We start from the raw sequence: 14,108 nt of genomic DNA, 5'->3' as shown, positions 1-14,108 counted from the left end.
AACGCCGCGTATTCACCCCCATTTAGGGATCTTAATCGGAATCCATCACCAGAGAACCAGGATCAGCAGCGCTCCCAGGGCCAGCCGGTAGATGACGTAGGGCATGAGCCCGATCCGCTCCAGGAAGCGCAGGAACAGATGGATGCACAGCAGGGCACTGATGAACGAGAGCAGCGTGCCCGAGGCGATGGCGTGCCAGTCCGTGGCGCCGCCCTGTTCGATGAGCTCCAGGGTCTTGAGGGCACCGGCGGCCGTGATCAGCGGGATGGAGAGCCAGAAGGAGAAGCGCGCCGCATCTTCCCGCCGCAGGCCCAGTAAGAGGGCGGCGGTGATGGTGATGCCGGAGCGCGAGGTCCCCGGGATCAGTGCCAGGGCCTGGGCGAGACCAATGAGCAGGGCATCCCTGAGCGTAACGCTGCTCAGTTGGCGCCGGCGCGAACCGGCGGCATCCGACCACCAGAGCAGCAGGCCGAAGCCGATGGTGGTGGCGGCGATGACCCAGCCTGAGCGGAGTTCGTCCTCAACAAAATCGTTGAGCAGCAGACCGGCCAGGCCCGCGGGAATGGTGCCCAGGATGACCGCCCAGGCCAGCCGGCTGTCTTCGGTGACGGTCCGCTGGGCGGTATCCCGTACCCAGGCGTTACCCATGCGGAACACATCCTGGCGGAAATAGCTGAGCACGGCACAGAGTGAGCCCACGTGCACGGCCACGTCGAAGGCCAGGCCCTGATCCTGCCAGTTGAGCACCGCTGAGGGGAGAATGAGATGGGCCGAGCTGCTGATCGGAAGGAATTCCGTCAGGCCCTGGATAATGGCCAGTACGATGATCTGCCAGAGGTCCATGGCGTGATGACCCATAAAAAAAGCCGCAGCGTTCACTGCGGCTTTCTGAATACTGGTAGCAAGGGGCGGATTCGAACCGCCGACCCCGGCATTATGAGTGCCGTGCTCTAACCAACTGAGCTACCTTGCCGCAAACCCGTCCAACGCCTGACCTTCGGCGTTGAGGCGCGTATTCTCTGGATTTTTCCCCGGGGTGTCAAGGCACCCCGGGAATTGTGGCCAGAACGGCCGATCAGCCTGAATGACCTTCAGCACCCTCTTTGGCGAAGTACTCCCGGGTAACAGCGAATACCGTGCCGGAGAGGGCGAGCAGTGCGATCAGGTTGGGGATGGCCATCAGGGCGTTGAGCACATCCGCGATCAGCCAGATCAGCTCCAGGTTGGCCACGGCGCCCAGCACCAGCAGGACAACCCACAGGTAACGGTAAGGCATGATCACCTTGACGCCGAACAGGAACTCGGCACTGCGCTCGCCGTAATAGCTCCAGGCCACGATGGTGGTAAAGGCGAAGAAGATCATGCCGAAGGTGACCACCCAGTTACCGCCAGGGATGCCCTGGTTGAAGGCCATGGAGGTCAGGGCCGCGCCTGACTCGCCGGTTTCCCATGCCCCGGTAAGCACAATCACGAGGGCCGTCATGGTGCACACCACAATGGTGTCGATGAAGGTCCCCATCATGCCCACGGTGCCCTGGCGTACCGGGCTGTTGGTCTGTGCCGCCGCATGCGCGATGGGGGCGGAGCCAAGGCCGGCCTCATTGGAGAACACGCCACGTGCCACACCGAAGCGCAGCGCTGCCCATACAGCAGCACCTGCGAACCCGCCAGTGGCCGCCGTTCCAGTGAACGCGCCGGTGACGATGTTTGCCAGTGCGCCGGGAACCTCGGGCAGGTTCCAGAGGATGACGGCAAGCGCGCCCAGGATGTAGATCACGGCCATCAGCGGAACCACCTTTTCGGTGAGGTGGGCGATGCGGCGTATACCACCGATGATCACGAGGAACACCAACACGGCCAGTACCACTCCGGTCACCCATGGGGGTACCGACAGGTTGGCTTCGACCACATCCGCCACGGCGTTGGCCTGCACAGTGTTACCGATCCCGAAAGCCGCCACCATGGCAAAGAAGGCGAACAGGACACCCAGCCAGTGCCAGCGGGCCCCCAGGCCGTTCTTGATGTAGTACATGGGCCCGCCGACGTAGCGCCCGTCTTCATCAACCTCGCGGTACTTCACGGCGAGGAGGGCCTCCGCGTACTTCGTGGCCATGCCCACCAGCGCCGTCATCCACATCCAGAACACGGCGCCCGGTCCGCCCAGTGCAATGGCTGTGGCCACACCGCCGATGTTACCGGTACCAATGGTTGCGGACAGGCTGGTGGAAAGGGCCTGGAAAGGGGTGATCTCGCCTTCTTCCTGGGAGCTCCGGCCCAGGAACATTTGCTTGAAGCCGTAACCGATGCGGCGTATGGGCATGCCGCGCAGCCCCAGCGTCAGAAAGAGGCCGGTGCCGAGCAGCAGAACCAGCATCGCAGGTCCCCACACGACGCTGCTTATGCTCTCCAGTGCGCTCATTAGTGTTTCCATGCAGTCCTCCAGTTCTGGTTTTTCTATGGGAATGACGGCTTCAGCCGAGTATGTCTTCAGGGGAGGTGGCGCTCCGCCCCTGGCTTTGTGCCACCGGAACGCAGGTCAGTACGCCATCCGCTACGTTCAGGCCATTGCGCAGGTTGGAGTCCGCCCGCAATGCCTCGCGCCAGCCCTGGTCAGCGAGGCTGAGGACATGTGGCAATGTGGCATTGGTGAGAGCCAGTGTGGACGTTCTGGGAACGGCGCCTGGCATATTGGCCACACAGTAATGGACGACACCATCCACCACGTAGGTGGGGTCGGCATGGGTCGTGGGCTGACTGGTCTCGAAGCAGCCGCCCTGATCGATGGCGACGTCCACCAACACCGCACCGCTGTTCATCCGCTTGACCATATCACGCGTAACAAGCTTGGGAGCGCCGGCGCCACTGACAAGGACAGCGCCGATTACCAGGTCACTGTCCAGAACAGCCGCTTCCAGGCTGGTTCCTGTGGCATAGAGCGTTTTCAGGGCTGGCCCGAATTGATGGGACAGGCGCTCGAGGACGTCCGGACTGCGATCCAGAACCGTGACTTCCGCGCCCATGCCCAGCGCGATCTGGATGGCGTTCTGCCCAACCACGCCCCCGCCAATGACGGTTACCCGGGCTGGCATCACCCCGGGGACACCTCCCATAAGCAGGCCACGGCCCCCGAAGATGCTCTCCAGAGCCTGTGCTCCCGCCTGGGCGGACAGCCGACCGGCTACCTGTGACATTGGGCGCAGGAGTGGTAAGCGGCCCTGGTCATCCGTAACGGTTTCATAGGCGATACAGGTGGCACCAGAGTTCATGAGGGCGTCGGTCAACGCCTTATCCGGTGCCAGGTGGAGGTAGGTGAACAGTATGTGCTGTGGTCCCAGCAGCTCACATTCGCTGGGTTGGGGCTCTTTGACCTTAACGATGAGTTCCGCCTTGCTGAATACTGCCTCAGCATGGGGCAGTATATGGGCGCCTGCCTGCTGGTAGTGCTCGTCGCTGGCGTCAATACCCTGGCCGGCGCCGGTCTCCACGTACACGGAATGCCCGTTTGCTGCCAGTTCCCCGACCGCCTCCGGTGTCAGCCCAACCCGAAACTCCTGGCTCTTGATCTCCTTCGGGACCCCAATCTGCATGTCGTCGTCCTCGGATGGCTTGTGTGCGAGCGTTCATGCTAGTGCATCTGCATAAGCAATGTCTCTGCCAAATCAAGCTTATAGCGATGGGGAATGCAAGGAATGGCGGAAAAGAAAAGGCTGACTGGCAGGGGGTGCGTTTACCGGGGCTGACAACGAGTATGCTGTCAGACCCGGTGGACGGGGCTAGACGTTAAAGCGGAAGTGGATGACATCACCATCCTGGACGATGTACTCCTTGCCCTCCAGCCGCCATTTGCCGGCTTCCTTGGCACCGTGCTCGCCGTTGTAGGCGATGAAGTCGTCGTAGCTGACAACCTCGGCCCGGATGAAGCCACGCTCGAAGTCGGTGTGGATCACGCCGGCGGCCTGGGGCGCCGTGGAGCCGGTGGGGAAGGTCCAGGCGCGGACTTCCTTGGGACCGGCGGTGAAGTAGGTCTCCAGGCCGAGCAGGTTGTATCCGGCGCGGATCACGCGGTCCAGGCCCGGTTCCTCCATGCCCATCTCGGAGAGGAATTCGGTCTTTTCCTCATCCTCAAGCTCGGCAATCTCGGACTCGATCTTGTTGCAGATGGCGACCACCCCGGCGCCTTCGCGTTCAGCAATGGCGTTCACCGCATCAAGGTGCGGGTTGTCCTGGAAGCCGTCCTCGTTGACGTTGGCGATGTAGACGGTGGGTTTGGCCGTGAGCAGGTGCAGTTCGCGGATCAGCGCCTGGTCGTCCTCGGACAGATTCATGGAGCGTACCGGATCGCCCTCGTTGAGTACCGGCTTGATGCGCTCGAACAGTTCCAGCTGGGCCTTGGCGGTCTTGTCGCCACCCTTGGCGGCGCGCTCTGTCTTCTTGGTGGTGTTCTCGATGGTCGCCAGATCCGCCAGTGCCAGCTCGGTGTTGATCACTTCGATGTCCGATGCCGGGTCGATGCTGTTGGAGACGTGCATGATGTCTTCGTCCTCAAAGCACCGCACCACGTGGGCAATGGCTTCGGTCTCGCGGATGTTGGCCAGGAACTGGTTGCCCAGGCCTTCACCCTTGGAAGCGCCGGAGACCAGACCCGCGATGTCGACGAATTCCATGGTCGTGGGAATCGTCTTCTCCGGCTTGACGATCTCCGCGATGCGGTAGAGACGCGGGTCGGGGACGGAGACCACACCGGCGTTGGGCTCAATGGTGCAGAAGGGGAAGTTTTCGGCGTCGATGCCGGCGCTGGTCAGCGCGTTGAAAAGCGTGGACTTGCCCACGTTGGGCAGCCCAACGATGCCGCATTTGAATCCCATAGCCTGTGATCCTTAACGGAGTTCGTGATGAATGATGGTTACTCGTGACGGAACGCGTGCAGGCGGTTCATGGCCGTGCTCCAGTCTCCCCGGAGGGCGTCCGGCAGGGCGCGCACGGTTTCGTCCAGTGCCGCCTCGATCGCGTTCATTTCCCGCTTGCCGGCGTTACTGAGCACGTAGTTGATGACCTGCTTGCTGTCGCCGGGATGACCCACGCCCACGCGCAGCCTGTGGAAGTCCGAACTGCCCAGATGGCTGATGATGTCCCGCAGCCCGTTATGGCCACCATGGCCACCGCCTTTCTTGAACCGTGCCGTGCCGGGGGGCAGGTCGAGCTCGTCATGGGCAACCAGTATGGATTCGGGTGGGATACGGAAGAAGTCACTCAGCGCCTTCAGGGAACGGCCGCTGTGGTTCATGTAGGTCGTGGGGAAAAGCAGGTGGAGATCCTGCCCCTGCCAGATCACCTTGCTGTGGTAACCCAGGAACTTACGCTCTTCACGCAGGGGCTGCCCGGCTTCCCGGGCGAGCATCTCCACAAGCCAGGCCCCGGCGTTGTGGCGGGTTCCGGCGTATTTGGGCCCGGGGTTGCCGAGCCCGGCAATGAGCCTGACCACGTCGGATGCCATAGCGGGGCCTGAACGGGCGGCTTATTCCTCGCCGCCTTCCTCTTCGTCGCTGTCGGCAGAGCCGCCACCGCCGGCTTCCTCGGCCTTCTTGCCCTTGGGCTTGTGCACGGAGACAACCGGCTGGTCGTGGTCTTCGCCATGCTGCAGGGCAACGATCTCGACGCCCTTGGGCAGCTTGAGGTCCGACAGGTGCACGATCTGCTCGAGTGCCACCTCGTTCATGTCCACCTCGAGGTACTCGGGCAGATCGTCCGGCAGGCAGGTCACTTCGACTTCCATGGCGTCGTGGGAGACGACACCGCCCTCAAGCTTGATCGCCGGCGCGCTTTCCTCATTGAGGAAGTGGACCGGGACCGTGACGTTGATCTTGTGGCCCTTCTCGACGCGCTGGAAGTCCGCGTGGGTCAGGATCGGCTTGTAGGGATGACGCTGAAGATCCTTGATGATCACGTCTTCCTTCTTGCCGTCGATGCTCAGGGAAATGATATGCGTGAAGAAGGCTTCGTTCTCGATCGCCTTTTTCAGGTCATTGTGCCAGAGCGTGATCGGCATCGGATCCTTGCCTTCGCCGCCGTAGACGATGGCCGGGATCTTGCGCTCAACGCGACGCAGGCGGCGGCTCGCACCCTTCCCTTTGACGTCGCGCTGGAATGCTTCAAGTTCAAATTCTTGTGCCATGGTTCCTCCTGGGCATCCACGGGGCCCGCGACCAGGCTCTGGTCCGTGGACGGTTCGAATCAGCCCTTGGGGCTGGTTAACAGTCAATAACGCCGCGCGACCACGGCACCGATTCACTCGATGTTGTAGTCGAACATGGCGCTGATGGATTCCTCGTTGCAGACCCGGCGGATGGACTCCGCAAGCAGGCCCGACATATCGAGGGAGCGGATTTTATCACACTGAGCGCCTTTGTCACTCAGCGGAATCGTGTCCGTGACGACGAGTTCATCCAGGCGCGAGGACTGGATGTTGTCGATGGCGGGACCGGAGAGAACCGGGTGCACGATGTAGGAGCGCACGCTGTTGGCGCCATGCTCCTTGAGGGCATTGGCGGCCTTGCACAGGGTGCCGGCGGTGTCGACGATGTCGTCGACCAGGATGCAGGTCTTGTCCTTTACATCACCGATGATGTGCATGACCTGGGAGTCGTTGGCGCGCGGACGGCGCTTGTCGATGATCGCCAGGTCCGCGTCCAGCAGCTTGGCGATGGCACGGGCCCGCACCACGCCGCCAACGTCCGGGGAAACGATCACGTAGTCCTCGTTGATGTGCTGGCGCTCAATGTCGTCCAGCAGCACCGGCGTGGCGTAGATGTTGTCCACCGGGATGTCGAAGAAGCCCTGGATCTGGTCCGCGTGCAGGTCGACCGTCAGAACGCGGTCGATACCGGCGCTGGTGACCATGTCCGCCACCAGCTTGGCGGTGATGGAGACCCGGCTGGAACGTGGGCGGCGATCCTGGCGCGCGTACCCGAAGTAGGGCACAACGGCCGTGATGCGTGCTGCCGAGGCGCGGCGCAGGGCGTCCACCATGACCAGCAGTTCCATCAGGTTGTCGTTGGTCGGGGCGCAGGTGGACTGCAGGATGAAGACGTCACGGCCACGTACATTCTCGTTGAGCTCGACCGTGGTTTCGCCATCACTGAACTTCGCGACGGTGGCGTCACCGAGCGGGATATTCAGGCGTTTTGAGACATTGCGGGCCAGTCGGGGATTGGCATTCCCCGCGAACACCATCAGGTTGGACACGATTGAATCCCTCTGCGGTTCGTCTGAGCGTTCGTGCGGTTCGGAAGGGGGAAGATGGCTGGGGTGGCAGGATTCGAACCTGCGAATGACGGGATCAAAACCCGCTGCCTTACCACTTGGCGACACCCCATCTGATCGTTTATCCGGCATCAATCCAGTTCACCCAGTTGCGTGTACAGTGGAGACCGGTTTCTGCTCTGGGCGATGAAACCGTTGATGCCTGAGGGTTTCTCCGCGTGTGCGTCAATGGCTGCGGATTGTGTCTCGAAAGGACAGAAAACGCAACCCCCTGTGCCCGTGAGCCGGGCTTCACCGTATTCCCCAAGCCATTCAAGAGCTTGGTCCACGGCCGGGTAAAGCTGACGCACGATGGGTTCGCAGTCGTTTCGGAACCCGTCGCTACCCTCAAAAGCGGTGCGCATTCTGCGTTTCGGGGTGTCCCGTGTCAAGTCGGGATGACCAAAGATTTTTGCGGTACTGATTTCGACCTCCGGAACCAGCACGAGATACCAGTGTTCGGGGGGCACAACCGGGGTGAGCTGTTCGCCCACGCCTTCACCCCAGGCGGCAACACCATGAATGAACACGGGCACGTCGGCCCCCAGCTCCAGACCCAGGGTGGCCAGTTGTGGCCGGCTCAGTCCGGTTTCCCAGAGGTGGTTGAGGCCCACCAGGGCGGTGGCCGCATCGGAGCTGCCGCCGCCCAGACCACCGCCGGCGGGCAGGATCTTGGTCAGTTCGATCTCGGCGCCCAGGCCAGTGCCGGTGCGTGCCCGGAGGCGTTCCGCGGCGCGCGTGATGAGGTTATCACCGGGCTCCAGCCACTCCGGGCCATGCACCCGGATCAGGCCGTCATTACGGGGGGTGATCCGCAGCCGGTCACTGTGGTCCAGGAACTGGAACAGGGTCTGGAGTTCGTGATAGCCGTCATTCCGGCGCCCGGTAATGTGCAGGAAGAGGTTGAGTTTGGCCGGGGCGGGCAGGTCCAGGGGGGTCATGGGGATTCAGGCGTCCACCGGGTGATGACCAGCCGCAGGCGCAGGTCGTTACGCGTCGCCGTGAGGCTGTGCGGTACTGCCTCAACGCCGGCCAGGGTGGCATAGTTGCTGTAATGGATTTCCCAGCCCTGTTGGCGCAGATGACTGATCCGGCCCTGTTGATCAAAGAAGACATCGGCCGGGCTGTCCTGCAGTGGCAGGCCGCGCACCCAGATGTACAGGGCTTCCACCGGCAGCGACCAGCCCAGGGTTTCGCGGATCAGGGCGTCCGGGTCGTCGGAGAGGTACTGTTGCCCATCGGAGTCCGTGATGGTGAGGAAGGTGGGGGAACCTTCCAGGCGCACGCTGCCCATGCCCATGAAGGCGGAGGACATCTCGATCAGGAACTGATCACCGTTCTGGACCCACTCGCGGATGAACGCGGAGTCGTTGCCCTGCTCATGGCGCACCGCCACCTTGCCCTGGAGTGTCCATTGGTTGAGCGTGCGCAGTTCGGCCTGGCGGGCCTGCCAGCCTTCCGGCTGTGCGCGGGTCAGGCTGTCATCAGGGGCTGGCGCCGGCGGCGCGGTCATGCAGCCCTGGAGAAGCCCCCCCAGAACCACCATGCCGAGCAGGCGTTGGGCCTGTTTCATTACAGGGTCTCCGGTTCGAGGTCCAGTTCCTCAAGAATGTCGAGGAGCGGCTTCAGTGCCTCCGTGCTGTCCGCTTCCTCCAGGGTGCGGCGCCACAGGGTGCGGGCTTCTTCCCGGCGGTCCACGGCCCACAGCACCCGACCGAGGTGAGCGGCGATCTCCGGGTCCTGGAGGCGCTCATAGGCCCTGCCCAGATAGTCCAGGGCTTTCTCGTGCTGGCCCCGGTGGTAGTGGATCCAGCCGGCGCTGTCGAGGATGGCCGGGTTGTCGGGATCCATTTCGAGCGCCTGCATGATGAGCTTTTCCGCCTCTTCATAACGCTCGGTGTGCACTGTCAGGGTGTAGCCGAGCGCATTCATGGCCACGGCATTCTCCGGTTCCGCCTCGAGCACCTGGCGGAGGTCGGCTTCCATGCCCTCGATGTTGCCGGTGCGCTCGCGCAGCATGGCGCGGGTGTAGCGGATTTCGGTGTTGTCCGGGGTCTGTTCGAGGGCATCACTGGCAACGTCCAGAGCCTTTTCCGGCGCCCCCAGATCCAGCAGGAGGTTGATCTCCATCTGCCATAGTCGGGCGCTCTGGCCCGGCAGGCGTGAGCGGAGGTTCTCCAGGTTGCTGCGCACCGCCTCCAGCTCACCCTGTTCGGCCCGGATGTAGCTGGCGCGGGCGAGAGCCTGGAAGAAATGGTTGCCGCCCTGCACCTGGGCGTAATGGTGCAGCGCTTCGTTGGGGTTGTCGCGCCTGTCCGCCAGCCGGCCCAGATAGAAGTGAGCCTGGTTGGTGTGAACCCCTTCCGCCAGGAGTTCATTGAGCAGTGTTTCAGCGGTATCGGGGTGATCGTTCTCCAGTGCCACGAGGGCCCGTGAGAGCTTGAGGCCAGTGGCTTCGGGGAACCGATCCATCAGGGCCTCGAATTCGTCCTCCGCGGCCTGCAGCTTGCCTTCGTTGACCAGAACACGGGCGTAGAGGGTGCCCAGCCGACGGTTGTCCGGGAAGCGCCGGGCCTGCTCGCGCAGGTAGTCGATCGCCTCCTCGCCCCGATCCAGGTCATAGAGCAGTTTGCCCTTTAGGGTCACGGCGGGCTGGTAGTTGCTCTCTTGCGCTACCAGGGATTCCGTCAGCGCCAGGGCACGCTTGCTGTTGCCGGTGTTGTCGTTGAGCAGCGCCAGGCTGTAGGTGATGGCGGTGGCGTCGGGGTGGCGTTCGTGCATCCGCCCGTAGAGATCCAGCATCTGTTGCTGCTGTTCGGCCGGGAGCGCGCGCGCCTGGTTGGCAAGGGTGTCGAACTGGGCTTCGCCGCCCTGCTGATGGAGCTTTTCCATGTAGGACAGCGCCTGCTCCAGGTTGCCTTCGCGCAGTTCCGCCAGTGCGGCAATGCGCAGGGCCTGGGGATGGTTGGGTTCCTTCTTGAGCCAGACCTCGGCGATCTGGCGCTGGGCGTTGGTGGCATCCAGCGCCTGGGCGATCTGCATGGCCCGGCGGATCACCGCGGGGTCCTGGGTATCAGCAGCGGACTGGGCGTAGTTCATCAGCGTGACGTCGTAACGGCCACGCTGGGCGGCCAGCTCGGCACTCAACAGGGCGAAGAGCACATCGGGCGGAAAATCCCGGTACTCGATCTCCTCGGAATCCATGACCGCGGATTCCACGGATTCCTCTGTGGTGTCATCCGTACCACTGTCAGGGGAGTCGGCGGGTTGCTCTTCGCGGGCAGTGTCCCCCTCTCCGGGATCGGTGGCCAGGCCGGAGCAGCCCCCGAGGATGAGGGTCAGTGCAAGGGCGGGGACATGGAACCAGGCGAGTTTCTGCATCTCTAATCCACTGCGGTGAAAGGCTTCCAATAATGGCACAGCCCGGCCTCTACGCCCAAGTGCGTACAGGCGTATCAGTAGCACTGAGGCCCGTCGATCGTTACACTGGGCAGCGTACATTCAGAGGGGGCTGAATACCAGTCTATGGCGTTGTGGGTCCTGGGCATCAACCACCGCACGGCAAGTGTGGAAAAGCGCGAGCGTGTGTCCTTTCCGGAGAGTGAAATGGCACCGGCGCTGCAGAATGCACTGCAGCTGCCCGGGGTGCATGAGCTCGCGGTCATGTCCACCTGCAACCGCACCGAGTTCTACGTGGTCGGCGACGAACACATCACCCGCCAGGCAATGGTGGAGTGGTGGGGCGCCTGGCTGGACGTGGAGCCGGCCAGCTTCGAGGAGTGCGTCTACGTTCATGAGGAGCAGCACGCCGCCCAGCATGTGATGCGGGTTGCCTGTGGGCTGGACTCCATGGTGCTGGGTGAGCCCCAGGTTCTGGGCCAGCTCAAGGAGGCCTACAACCAGGCCTACGCCGCCGGTACCACGGGCACCATCCTTTCCCGGCTGTTTGAGCATGCCTTCTCGGTGGCCAAGCGTGTGCGCACGGATACCGCGATCGGTGAGAACCCGGTATCGGTGGCTTACGCGGCAGTATCCATGTCACGTCACATCTTTTCCGACCTGCGGCGCAAGTCGGCCCTGCTGATTGGCGCCGGCGAGACCGTGGAGCTGGTGGCGCAGCATCTTGCCCAGGCCGGCATCCGGGATCTGACCGTGGCCAACCGGTCCATCGAGCGGGCGGAACAGCTGGCATCACGTTTTGAGGGTAAAGCGGTTTCCCTCTCCGCTGTGCCGGATGAGCTTCCGGGCGCGGATATCGTGATCGCTTCCACCGGCAGCCAGTTGCCCATCCTCGGCAAGGGCGCGGTGGAGCATGCGATCCGCAGGCGCAAGCACAAGCCCATTTTCATGGTGGATCTGGCCGTACCCCGGGACATTGAACCGGAGGTGGGCGAGCTGGATGACATCTTCCTCTATACCGTGGACGACCTGCACAGCGTGATCGAGGAGAACCGGCGCTCCCGTGAAGGGGCGGCGCAGGAGGCGGAACACCTGGTGCAGGAGGGTGCTTCGGGGTTCATGTATCAGCTGCGGGCCCTGGATGCCGTGGCCACGCTCAAGCAGTTCCGTGGCGAGGTGGAGTCGGTGCGTGACGCGGAGCTGGACAAGGCCCTGCGATCACTGGCCTCCGGGGGTGATCCTGAAACCCTGCTGCGCAGCATGGCACGGACACTGACCAACAAGTTCCTGCACCATCCCACCGTGCAGGTTCGCAAGGCCACCGCCGAAGGGCGTGTTGAGGTGACCGACTGGCTGCGTGAACTCCACGGCATGGAGCCCATCTCCGGGGAGACCGGGGACGCCGACGCCGGTGAACGGTCACCCCAGGACACGTCTGTTTCTCCAACCGAGTCCAGCACCCGGAACCCATCATGAAGGAATCCATCGCGCGGCGCCTCGACCAGCTGGTGGAGCGCCACGAGGAGATCAGTGCGCTGCTGGCGGACCCGGCCACCATTGGTGACCAGAAGCAGTTCCGTAACCTTTCCCGTGAATACGCGGAGATCGAGCCGGTTGTTGAGACCTACCGGGAATACCGGCAGGTTAAGGAGAACATGGCCGAAGCCGAGGCACTGCAGAACGACGGTGACCCGGATATGCGCGAAATGGCGGAAGACGAGCTGCGCCGTGGGCGCGAGCGGCTGGAAGAGCTTGAGACCTCCCTGCAGACCCTGATGCTCCCCCGCGACCCCAATGAGCGCAACAATGCCTACCTGGAGATCCGTGCCGGTGCCGGTGGTGACGAGGCGGCTCTGTTTGCCGGTGACCTGTTCCGCATGTATTCGCGTTACGCGGAGAACCAGGGCTGGCGGGTGAGTGTGCTCAGCCAGAGCCCTGGCGAGCATGGCGGCTACAAGGAATTGATCGCTCTGGTGGAAGGTGAGGGCGTCTACGGGCAGCTGCGTTTTGAATCCGGTGGTCATCGCGTCCAGCGCGTGCCCGAGACCGAATCCCAGGGCCGCATCCACACCTCGGCGTGTACCGTGGCCGTGCTTCCCGAGGTGGACGAGCCCGAGGACGTGACCCTGGACAAGAACGACCTTCGGGTGGATACCTTCCGCAGCTCTGGTGCTGGCGGTCAGCACGTGAACACCACGGACTCGGCCATCCGTATCACCCACCTGCCCACCGGCCTGGTGGTCGAGTGCCAGGAAGAGCGCTCCCAGCACAAGAACCGGGACCGGGCCATGAGCTTTCTCCAGTCCCGCCTCCAGCAGATGGAGCAGGACCGGCGTGCCGCCGAGGAGGCCGATACCCGGCGCAATCTGGTGGGCAGCGGGGATCGTTCGGAACGCATCCGCACCTACAACTTTCCCCAGGGCAGGGTGACCGATCACCGCATCAACCTGACCCTGTACCGGCTGGACGAGGTGATCCAGGGCAACCTGAGGGAGGTCATTGGAGCCCTCCAGCAGGAACACCAGGCCGACCAGCTGGCGGCCCTTGGAGCCGAATCGGCATGAACGGGCCGGATCGGGTCGACGCGCTGCTGGATGATGGCGCGTGCCGCCTTGAAGCCGCCGGCCTTCCCAATGCGTGGGGCGAGGCCCGCATGTTGCTGGCTCACCAGCTCGACTGCAGTCCAAGCCGTTTCCGCATCTGGCCTGAGGCCCTGGTCGGGGACGACGATGCCGAGACCTTCCGCAGCCTGGTGGCGGCCCGTGCCGGTGGCAGGCCCCTGGCCTACATCACCGGCGAACGTGAATTCTGGTCTCTGCCCCTGACGGTTACCCCGGATACCCTGATCCCCAGGCCGGATACCGAAACCCTGGTGGAGGCAGCGCTGGCCTGCCCGCTGCCGGAGTCGGCGCGGGTTCTGGACGTGGGTACCGGCAGCGGTGCTGTGGCCCTGGCGCTGGCCCGGGAGCGCCCAGGCTGGCAGGTCACGGCCAGTGAGACTTCCAGTGAGGCCATGGTGGTGGCAGCAACCAATGCCCGGGCCCTTGGGCTGAACCTGGCCTTCGTGGAAGGGGAGGGGTTGGCACCTTTCGAGGGCGAATACTGGGACCTGATCGTGTCCAATCCGCCGTACATCCCTGAGGATGATCCGCATCTCGCCCAGGGGGATCTGCGTTATGAACCCCGGGGGGCGTTGGCCGCTGGCGCGGATGGATTGGATGTGATCCGGCCACTGATTGCGCGGGGGCCCGACCGGCTCAACCCGGGCGGCTGGCTGCTTCTGGAGCACGGTTACGACCAGGCGGAGGCCGTGGCGGAGCTGCTCGCGGGAGCGGGCTTCCGGGACTGTTTCATGCAGCGCGACCTGACGGGTAATCCCCGGGTGAGCGGCGGACGCTGGGAGGAGTGAC

General features: G+C 63.5%; 13 protein-coding genes and 2 tRNA genes. 3 read left to right on the top strand and 12 right to left on the bottom strand.

The genetic code is table 11. The features are described 5' to 3' along the window. Positions 1–45 precede the first annotated feature (45 nt). The 12 genes from F3089_RS13740 to F3089_RS13685 form a co-directional block, all read right to left on the bottom strand. A complete protein-coding gene (locus F3089_RS13740; RefSeq protein ID WP_151441356.1) occupies positions 46–843 on the bottom strand; it encodes an undecaprenyl-diphosphate phosphatase in 798 nt (265 codons plus the stop codon). A 53-nt stretch (positions 844–896) separates the two neighbouring features. Then, a tRNA-Met gene (locus tag F3089_RS13735) sits at positions 897–973 on the bottom strand. A 102-nt stretch (positions 974–1,075) separates the two neighbouring features. After that, positions 1,076–2,431 carry an alanine/glycine:cation symporter family protein gene (locus tag F3089_RS13730; protein WP_151441349.1) on the bottom strand — a complete coding sequence of 452 codons (1,356 nt, stop codon included), beginning with the start codon at positions 2,429–2,431 and terminating at the stop codon, positions 1,076–1,078. 40 nt (positions 2,432–2,471) lie between these two features. Then, a complete protein-coding gene (gene ald, locus F3089_RS13725; RefSeq protein WP_151441348.1) occupies positions 2,472–3,587 on the bottom strand; it encodes an alanine dehydrogenase in 1,116 nt (371 codons plus the stop codon). Positions 3,588–3,773: 186 nt separating this feature from the next. Then, positions 3,774–4,865, bottom strand: coding sequence for a redox-regulated ATPase YchF (gene ychF, locus F3089_RS13720; protein ID WP_151441347.1), 1,092 nt, complete (start codon positions 4,863–4,865; stop codon positions 3,774–3,776). A 38-nt stretch (positions 4,866–4,903) separates the two neighbouring features. Next, positions 4,904–5,494 carry an aminoacyl-tRNA hydrolase gene (gene pth, locus F3089_RS13715; protein WP_151441346.1) on the bottom strand — a complete coding sequence of 197 codons (591 nt, stop codon included), beginning with the start codon at positions 5,492–5,494 and terminating at the stop codon, positions 4,904–4,906. Positions 5,495–5,515: 21 nt separating this feature from the next. Beyond that, positions 5,516–6,172 carry a 50S ribosomal protein L25/general stress protein Ctc gene (locus F3089_RS13710; RefSeq protein ID WP_151441345.1) on the bottom strand — a complete coding sequence of 219 codons (657 nt, stop codon included), beginning with the start codon at positions 6,170–6,172 and terminating at the stop codon, positions 5,516–5,518. 113 nt (positions 6,173–6,285) lie between these two features. Continuing rightward, the gene (locus F3089_RS13705; RefSeq protein WP_151441344.1) at positions 6,286–7,242 is read right to left on the bottom strand and encodes a ribose-phosphate pyrophosphokinase; all 957 of its coding nucleotides are present in this window, start codon (positions 7,240–7,242) and stop codon (positions 6,286–6,288) included. A 55-nt stretch (positions 7,243–7,297) separates the two neighbouring features. Then, a tRNA-Gln gene (locus F3089_RS13700) sits at positions 7,298–7,372 on the bottom strand. A gap of 19 nt (positions 7,373–7,391) precedes the next feature. Beyond that, a complete protein-coding gene (ispE, locus tag F3089_RS13695) occupies positions 7,392–8,240 on the bottom strand; it encodes a 4-(cytidine 5'-diphospho)-2-C-methyl-D-erythritol kinase (protein WP_151441343.1) in 849 nt (282 codons plus the stop codon). Then, positions 8,237–8,872 carry a lipoprotein insertase outer membrane protein LolB gene (lolB, locus tag F3089_RS13690; RefSeq protein WP_151441342.1) on the bottom strand — a complete coding sequence of 212 codons (636 nt, stop codon included), beginning with the start codon at positions 8,870–8,872 and terminating at the stop codon, positions 8,237–8,239. Before lolB ends, ispE begins: the two co-directional genes overlap by 4 nt. Further along, the gene (locus F3089_RS13685; protein WP_192497388.1) at positions 8,872–10,680 is read right to left on the bottom strand and encodes a tetratricopeptide repeat protein; all 1,809 of its coding nucleotides are present in this window, start codon (positions 10,678–10,680) and stop codon (positions 8,872–8,874) included. The genes lolB and F3089_RS13685 overlap by 1 nt, the downstream gene beginning before the upstream one ends. A 144-nt stretch (positions 10,681–10,824) precedes the next feature. On the opposite strand from F3089_RS13685, the gene hemA reads away from it, so the two are divergent. From hemA to prmC, 3 genes are read left to right on the top strand one after another with little or no spacing between them, the layout of a single operon-like run. Next, positions 10,825–12,174 carry a glutamyl-tRNA reductase gene (gene hemA / locus F3089_RS13680; protein ID WP_151441340.1) on the top strand — a complete coding sequence of 450 codons (1,350 nt, stop codon included), beginning with the start codon at positions 10,825–10,827 and terminating at the stop codon, positions 12,172–12,174. Further along, complete coding sequence (gene prfA / locus F3089_RS13675) at positions 12,171–13,262, top strand: peptide chain release factor 1 (protein WP_095617655.1); 1,092 nt, start codon at positions 12,171–12,173, stop codon at positions 13,260–13,262. The genes hemA and prfA overlap by 4 nt, the downstream gene beginning before the upstream one ends. Further along, on the top strand, positions 13,259–14,107 hold the full coding sequence (gene prmC / locus F3089_RS13670; RefSeq protein WP_151441339.1) for a peptide chain release factor N(5)-glutamine methyltransferase: 849 nt from the start codon (positions 13,259–13,261) through the stop codon (positions 14,105–14,107). Before prfA ends, prmC begins: the two co-directional genes overlap by 4 nt. The last annotated feature ends 1 nt before the right edge of the window (position 14,108 follow it).

Origin of the sequence: Halospina sp. K52047b, from assembly GCF_008709855.1 — a bacterium.
GTDB lineage: Bacteria > Pseudomonadota > Gammaproteobacteria > Pseudomonadales > Oleiphilaceae > Halospina > Halospina utahensis_B.
This window is presented reverse-complemented; position numbering and strand designations above follow the sequence as displayed.

Bases quoted from the DNA above. Each gene is read 5' to 3' on its own strand.
- F3089_RS13685 (WP_192497388.1), bottom strand. From the start codon at position 10,680: ATGCAGAAACTCGCCTGGTTCCATGTCCCCGCCCTTGCACTGACCCTC.
- F3089_RS13740 (WP_151441356.1), bottom strand. From the start codon at position 843: ATGGACCTCTGGCAGATCATCGTACTGGCCATTATCCAGGGCCTGACG.
- ald (WP_151441348.1), bottom strand. From the start codon at position 3,587: ATGCAGATTGGGGTCCCGAAGGAGATCAAGAGCCAGGAGTTTCGGGTT.
- prmC (WP_151441339.1), top strand. From the start codon at position 13,259: ATGAACGGGCCGGATCGGGTCGACGCGCTGCTGGATGATGGCGCGTGC.
- ispE (WP_151441343.1), bottom strand. From the start codon at position 8,240: ATGACCCCCCTGGACCTGCCCGCCCCGGCCAAACTCAACCTCTTCCTG.
- prfA (WP_095617655.1), top strand. From the start codon at position 12,171: ATGAAGGAATCCATCGCGCGGCGCCTCGACCAGCTGGTGGAGCGCCAC.
- ychF (WP_151441347.1), bottom strand. From the start codon at position 4,865: ATGGGATTCAAATGCGGCATCGTTGGGCTGCCCAACGTGGGCAAGTCC.
- lolB (WP_151441342.1), bottom strand. From the start codon at position 8,872: ATGAAACAGGCCCAACGCCTGCTCGGCATGGTGGTTCTGGGGGGGCTT.
- hemA (WP_151441340.1), top strand. From the start codon at position 10,825: ATGGCGTTGTGGGTCCTGGGCATCAACCACCGCACGGCAAGTGTGGAA.
- pth (WP_151441346.1), bottom strand. From the start codon at position 5,494: ATGGCATCCGACGTGGTCAGGCTCATTGCCGGGCTCGGCAACCCCGGG.
- F3089_RS13730 (WP_151441349.1), bottom strand. From the start codon at position 2,431: ATGGAAACACTAATGAGCGCACTGGAGAGCATAAGCAGCGTCGTGTGG.
- F3089_RS13710 (WP_151441345.1), bottom strand. From the start codon at position 6,172: ATGGCACAAGAATTTGAACTTGAAGCATTCCAGCGCGACGTCAAAGGG.